This window comes from Ilumatobacter sp., from assembly GCF_030065885.1.
Lineage (GTDB): Bacteria > Actinomycetota > Acidimicrobiia > Acidimicrobiales > Ilumatobacteraceae > Ilumatobacter.
The window spans coordinates 1-6,829 of record NZ_JASJCS010000174.1; the positions used below are offsets into that span (position 1 = coordinate 1).

The following is a 6,829-nucleotide window of genomic DNA, read 5'->3' on the forward strand; positions in this document are numbered from 1 at the left end:
CGATCCACGGTCACGCACGAGCCGACCCCTTCCCGTCGCGGCTTCGGGCAGCCGGTGCTGCGATCGGCCCTACTCGGGCGCACCCGACACGCTACCGACGAGACCGCGTGCTTCGACGAGGACGGCAGGACAGACGGGCGAGAGATCGGCGAGATCGGCGAGGTGGATGACTGCCACGGAATCGAGGCGACGAGCGCACGACGCGCCGCCGACCGCGTGCTCAGACCGAGGCGGGCGAGCGCCGAAGCGTCGGGGCCGCAGACGCCGCTGCGGCGGCGAGCGCGGTCGGTCGCCGCCCGATCAGGGCGCGTTCGCAGCCGGGGCGGGCCAGCGCCGAGCGATGCGCGGCGAGCCCGATCAGGAGTCGTCGGCGATGATCGGTGCGACCGAGGCGACGGTCTGGCCGTCGTCGAGGTTCATGATCCGGACGCCGGTCGCGTCACGACCCTGCGACGAGATCTCCCGGACGTCCATGCGGATCGTGACGCCACCCGAGGAGACGGCGACGATCTCGTCGTCGAGACCGACCATGAACGCCGCGACGACCTCACCCTTCTTGCCGGTGAGCTTCATGCCTCGGACGCCCTGGCCGCCGCGACCCTGACGGTTGAACTTGTCGAGCTGGGTGCGCTTGCCGTAGCCGGCCTCGGTCATGATCAGGATCGCAGTGTCGTCGCGGGCGACATCGCACGAGACCACGGCGTCGTCGTCGCTCTTCAGCTTCATGCCGCGCACGCCGCCTGCGCCACGACCCATCGATCGCACGTCGTCTTCGTTGAAGCGGATCGTCATGCCGCCCTTGCTGACCATGAAGATGTCGTCGTCGCCGGTGGTCTCGATGACCTTGACGAGCTCGTCGCCGTCCTTCAGGTTGATGGCGATGATGCCGTCGCGACGGCTCGAGTCGTAGGCGTCGAACGTGGTCTTCTTGACCGTGCCCTTGCGGGTGGCGAAGAAGAGGTAGCGGTCGCCGGCGAACTCGCGGGTGTCGATGATGGCCTGGATCTGCTCGTCGGGCTGCAGCGGCAGCAGGTTGACGATCGGCATGCCCTTCGCCGTGCGCTCACGCTCGGGGATGTCGAGCGCCCGCAACCGGTACACCTTGCCCCGGTTCGAGAAGAACAGCAGGTGGGCGTGCGCGGTGGTGAAGATCACGTGGCGCACGATGTCGTCGGCCTTCAGCTTGCCGCCGCTGACACCACGACCACCGCGACCCTGCGACTTGAACGCGCTCGCCGTGACCGACTTGACGTACTGCGCCTCGGTCATGACGATGACGAGCTCTTTGTCGTCGACCAGGTCCTCGATCGACATCTCGCCGTCGTCGTAGGTGATCTCGCAGACGCGGTCGGTCGCGAACTCCTCGCGGATCGCGAGCAGCTCGTCCTTGATGACGTTGCGCAGCAGCGCGTCGTCACCGAGGATCGCCTCGAGCTCGGTGATGGTGGTGCGCACGTCGTCGAGCTCGGACTCGAGGTCGATCCGTGACAGCCGCGTCAGCTGGCGGAGCTGCATGTCGAGGATGTCGACCGCCTGCGCCTCGCTGAACTCGTAGGGCTCGGCCATCAACCCGGCCTTCGCCGCGGCGGCGTCGTCGCTGGCCCGGATGAGGGCGATGATCTCGTCGATGACGTCGAGGGCCTTGATGCGGCCCTCGAGGATGTGCTCGCGCCGGCGGGCCTTGGCCAGCCGGTACTCGGACCGGCGGGTGACGACCTCGATCTGGTGCGCCACATAGCCCTCGAGCGCCGTCAGCAGGTTGAGCGTGCGCGGCACCCCGTCGACGAGCGCCACCATGTTGATCGAGAAGCTCGTCTGCAGCTGCGTCATCTTGAAGAGGTTGTTGAGCACGACGTTGGCGTTCGCGTCGCGCTTGAGCGTCACGACCAGGTTGGTCTTGCCGCCCGCCGACCCGTCGTTGACGTCGGCGATGCCCTCGAGGTCGCCGTTGGTGACGAGCTCCTCGATGCGGCCGGCGATCGACGAGACGCTCGTCTGGTACGGCAGCTCGGTGACGACGATCTCGAACCGACCGTTCTTGCCCTCTTCGATGGAGGCCTTGGCGCGCATCTTCACGCTGCCGCGGCCCGTGCGGTAGGCGTCGATGATGCCCGCCCGGCCGAGGATCTGCGCGCCGGTCGGGAAGTCGGGCCCCTTGACGTGCTCCATCAGGTCGTCGACCGACGTGCCGTCGGGGTCGTCGAGCAGGTGGACGGTTGCGTCGATGACCTCGCCGAGGTTGTGCGGCGGGATGTTGGTGGCCATGCCGACCGCGATGCCCTGGCTGCCGTTGACCAACAGGTTCGGGAACCGCGCCGGCAGCACCTCGGGCTGCTCGGTGGTGCCGTCGTAGTTCGGCACCATGTCGACGGTGTCCTCGTCGATGTCGGCGAGGAGCTGCATCGCCAGCGGATGCAGGCGGCACTCGGTGTAGCGCGAGGCGGCCGGACCGAAGTCGGGGCTGCCGTAGTTGCCGTGGAAGTCGATCAGCGGGTGGCGCAGCGAGAACGGCTGCGCCATGCGCACCAACGCGTCGTAGATCGCGCCGTCACCATGGGGGTGGAACCGGGCCATCGTGTCGCCGCTGACGCGGGCGCACTTGACGAACGGCCGGTCAGGACGGAAGCCCTGCGTCTCCATGTCCCAGATGATCCGGCGGTGGACCGGCTTGAGGCCGTCGCGCACGTCGGGCAGCGCCCGCGACATGATGACCGACATCGCGTAGTCGAGGAAGGAGTTCTCCATCTCCTCCTGCAGCGGAATCGGCTGGATGGGGTCGTCGCCGTCGGGCCCGTCGCCGTCGACGTCGATCGGGGGTGTGGGTGTGTCAGACATCACTCAGTTCCTGGTGGGTCGGCGTTTCAGGTTGTGTCAGACACAACCTGAAACGTTCTCGAAGGGACGGGGGTTCGGGCGACGGTTCACGTTGTGTCTGACACAACGTGAAACGTCAGAAGTCGAGGTTGCGGACATCGCGGGCGTTGGTGGTGATGAAGTTGCGGCGCGACTCGACGTCGTCGCCCATCAGCACGCTCATGATCGAGTCGGCCTCGGCGGCCTGTTCGACGGTGACCTGCAGCAAGGTGCGGGTCTCGGGATCCATCGTGGTGGACTTGAGCTCCTCCCAGTCCATCTCGCCGAGGCCCTTGAGCCGTGCGAACTCCTTCTTGTGGTTCGGGCGCTCCTCGAGGAACCGCACCTTGGCGATCTCGTCCTTCAGGTACACCTTCTCCTTGCCGAGCTCGGTGGAGTACAGCGGCGGCTGGGCGATGTAGACGTAGCCGGCCTCGACCATGTCGCGCATCTGGCGGAAGAAGAACGTCAGCAGCAGCGTGCGGATGTGGCTGCCGTCGACATCGGCATCACAGAGGGCGATGATCTTGTGGTAGCGGGCCTTGTCGACCTCGAACTCCTCGCCCACCCCGGCGCCGATCGCCGTGATCAGCGCCTGGATCTCGTTGTTCTTCATCATCTTGTCGATGCGGGCGCGCTCGACGTTGAGGATCTTGCCGCGGATCGGGAGGATCGCCTGCGTGCGGGGGTCGCGGGCGTCGAGCGCGGTGCCACCCGCCGAGTCGCCCTCGACGATGAACAGCTCGGACTCGTCGGCGTTCTTCGACGTGCAGTCCTTGAGCTTGTCGGGCATCCCCGCACCGGACAGCGCCGTCTTGCGGCGGATCGCGTTGCGGGCGTTCTTCGCTGCGACCCGTGCCTGCGCGGCGGCGAGGCCCTTCTTGACGACCTTGTTGGCCTCGGTGGGGTTCTCGGCCAGCCACTCGCCCATCCGCTCGTTGGTGGCCTTCTGCACGAACGACCGCATCGGCACGTTGCCGAGCTTGGCCTTGGTCTGGCCCTCGAACTGGGGCTCGCGCAGCTTCACGGAGATGATCGCGGTGAGACCCTCACGGATGTCCTCACCGGTCAGGTTGGGGTCCTTCTCCTTCAGGAGGTTCTTCTCACGCGCGTACTTGTTGACCGTCGAGGTCAGCGCGGTGCGGAAGCCCTCGACGTGCATGCCGCCCTCGATGGTGGAGATGCCGTTGGCGTAGCCGTGGATGCCCTCGTGGTAGCCGGTGTTCCACTGGATGGCGATGTCGAGCATCTGCCCGTCCTCGTCTTCGTCCTCGTAGTTGCAGACCTTCGAGAACAGCGGGTCCTTCGATGCGTTGAGGTGCTTCACGAAGTCGACCAGGCCGCCCTTGTACTGGTAGGTGACCTGCTGTTCCTTCTCGGGGCGCTCGTCGGTGAAGACGATCTCGAGGCCCTTGTTGAGGAACGCCATCGTCTGCAGCCGCTCGAGGACGGTGCGGGCGACGAACTCGGTGCCCTCGGCCTGGAAGATCGTCGGATCGGGCCAGAACGTGACGCTCGTGCCGGTCGTGCGGCCGCGCTTGGGCGTGTCGCCGACCGCCTTCAGCTTGCCCTGTGGCTTGCCGCCCTTGGCGTACTCCTGCATGTAGTGCTTGCCGCCGCGGTCGACCTCGATGATGAGCCGCTCGGAGAGGGCGTTGACGACGCTGACGCCGACGCCGTGGAGGCCACCGGACACCTTGTAGCCCTCGCCACCGAACTTGCCGCCGGCGTGCAGCACGGTGAGCACGACCTCGGCGGCGCTCTTGCCCTTGTGCTGGCCCGACTTGTACGGGTCGACCGGGATGCCGCGGCCGTTGTCGTCGACCCGGCACCCGCCGTCGGCGGTGAGCGTGATGTTGATGCGGTCGCAGTAGCCGGCCATCGCCTCGTCGACCGAGTTGTCGACGACCTCCCAGATCAGGTGGTGGAGGCCGGCGAGGCCGGTCGAGCCGATGTACATGCCGGGCCGCTTGCGGACGGGGTCGAGCCCCTCGAGGACCTGGATGTCCTTCGCGCCGTAGCTGGCGCCGGGTTTGGATTGAGTGTCAGCGGACACGCGTCACCTCGATGTGGTGGGTTCGGAGTAGTGGTGCGGAACCGGGGTATCGGAACGGGGTTCGATCAGTGCCGGAGTCTCGATCATCTGTTCGACTGAGCCCCAAATCGCACGAGTGTGATTGTACCAGCGGGCTGCCACAGAGTTGGGCTCATTCGGCGCTGATTTGCCCCGGGGGCGACGAAACCGAGTTGCTGCGCTGCCGACCAGCGCAGAATTCGCTCATCGCCACGTGGCCGGTGGGCTGCGAATCGCCCGCGAACCACTCTCCAACCACCCGCGGACGGCCCGGCACGGCCCTTCCGACGCCGCCGAACGCCTCGGCCATGCTATCGCAGCGGCACCTCACCAGGTGGATGACGGCACCGGTGGATCCCCGCCGAGCGCACGTCGCCGGCGCCGAGATCGTCGACGCAGGCCCGCCCGCCGACACGCGATCTCCGCTGCCGGCGAGTTCGTGCCGACCATCACCCGTGACGCCCGGTACGGTCGCGCCGTCAAGGCGCTGCCGCCGGTGGCCGATATCGCGGCAACGCCCCCGACGCGGACCCTGCACCATGCCCGACGCCCTGATCGACCTCCTCGACTCCAGCTGGTTCCGGGTCGGCGCATACGCCGCGCTGGCCGCACTGGCCGCCTGGGCGGGATGGCGTGAACGCCGTTGGCTCGCCACCCACGATGCCGGCTGGTGGCCGACGTACTGGTTCCTCAGTGCCGGCCTGCTCGTCGCGATGGGTGCGGCGCGCGCCTGGGGACTCGGCGAACGGGTCGGCCAGATCGGTCGCGAGCAGGCCGCCACGGATGGCTGGTACGAATCGCGGCGCGACCTGCAAGCGCTGACGGTGGGCGTCCTCGGTCTCATCGGTCTGGTCGCAGTGGTGGTCGCAATTTGGCGGCTGCCGCGTCGGCGACGCCGCTACCTGGTCCACGTGTTCGCGATGGCGGGCCTCATCGGGTTCGCAGCGGTGCGGATCGTGTCGCTGCATCAGATCGACACCGTGCTGTACCGGCGCGACGTCGGCGGTCTGCGCGTCGTCGCACTGGTCGAGCTCTGTCTGCTGGTCCTCACGGTGCTGGCGACGCTGATGGCGGCGCGGATCCGCGGGCCGCGCTCCCCCGCCGACGCATCGGCCGCCAGCGAGCCGCCGCTGCCGATGGGCGCCGCCGGCTCGGACGGGACGACCGGCGTCAGCCGGTGAGTCGGGTCTTGACCATCGCCGCGACGCGGGCACCGTCGGCGGCCGCCCCCGCCCGCTCGCGCACGGCCTTGATGACCTGACCCATCGCACGTCCGCCCTCCGCTCCCGACGCGGCTGCGGCGGCGATCCCCTCGTCGACGATCGCCCCGAGCTCGTCGTCGTCCATCGCCGCAGGCAGGTAGCGGCTGATGACCTCGAGCTCGGCGCGCTCCCGTGCGGCCGACGCGTCGCGACCGTTCTGCTCGTACACGTCGGCTGCCTCGGCGCGCTTCTTGGCCTCGGACTGGAGCACCGCGACCACCTGCTCGTCGGTGAGCTCGACCGCTTCGTCGCCGGCCACCTCGGCCGTGGTGATGGCCGCCCGCACCATGCGCAACGTCGAGGTCGTGATCTCGTCGCGCGCCTTCATCGCGGTGGTCAGATCGGCCTGGAGACGGCGCTTGACGGAATCTTGCTCGCTGGACATGTACCCATCATGGCGGAGTCGCTCAAGCACGACGACATGGGTACCGATGCACGTGACATGACCGACATCGCCGTCGACGATTCGACTCCCCCGAGCCTGCCCGACCCCCAGGCGATGCCCGCGCCCGCGCTCCCGGCGCCCGACATGGCGGCGCCCGCGGCGCCGGCCGCACCGGCCCCGGACGCCCCGGCCATGCCCGCACCGGCCCCGGCAGAGCCGGCGTTGCCGACCCTCTCCGTCGCGCCTGACGCACCC

At 68.3% G+C, this 6,829-nt stretch carries 5 protein-coding genes; 2 read left to right on the top strand and 3 right to left on the bottom strand.

Going from position 1 to position 6,829, the window contains the following annotated elements:
- Window positions 1-357: 357 nt before the first annotated feature.
- Both gyrA and gyrB read right to left on the bottom strand, forming a co-directional pair.
- A complete protein-coding gene (gene gyrA / locus QNJ12_RS22770; protein WP_300626264.1) occupies window positions 358-2,835 on the bottom strand; it encodes a DNA gyrase subunit A in 2,478 nt (825 codons plus the stop codon).
- A 115-nt stretch (window positions 2,836-2,950) separates the two neighbouring features.
- The gene (gene gyrB / locus QNJ12_RS22775; RefSeq protein WP_300626267.1) at window positions 2,951-4,909 is read right to left on the bottom strand and encodes a DNA topoisomerase (ATP-hydrolyzing) subunit B; all 1,959 of its coding nucleotides are present in this window, start codon (window positions 4,907-4,909) and stop codon (window positions 2,951-2,953) included.
- Between the two features lie 557 nt (window positions 4,910-5,466).
- Here gyrB and QNJ12_RS22780 point away from each other — a divergent pair.
- Window positions 5,467-6,108: a hypothetical protein gene (locus tag QNJ12_RS22780; protein WP_300626269.1), complete on the top strand. Its 642-nt coding sequence runs from the start codon at window positions 5,467-5,469 to the stop codon at window positions 6,106-6,108.
- Here QNJ12_RS22780 and QNJ12_RS22785 read toward each other — a convergent pair.
- Window positions 6,098-6,574, bottom strand: a complete 477-nt coding sequence (locus QNJ12_RS22785) for a GatB/YqeY domain-containing protein (protein WP_300626271.1) — start codon at window positions 6,572-6,574, stop codon at window positions 6,098-6,100. The genes QNJ12_RS22780 and QNJ12_RS22785 overlap by 11 nt on opposite strands.
- Window positions 6,575-6,583: 9 nt before the next feature.
- On the opposite strand from QNJ12_RS22785, the gene QNJ12_RS22790 reads away from it, so the two are divergent.
- Window positions 6,584-6,829 (top strand): hypothetical protein (locus QNJ12_RS22790; protein WP_300626272.1); only part of this gene is annotated, 246 nt, incomplete at its 3' end.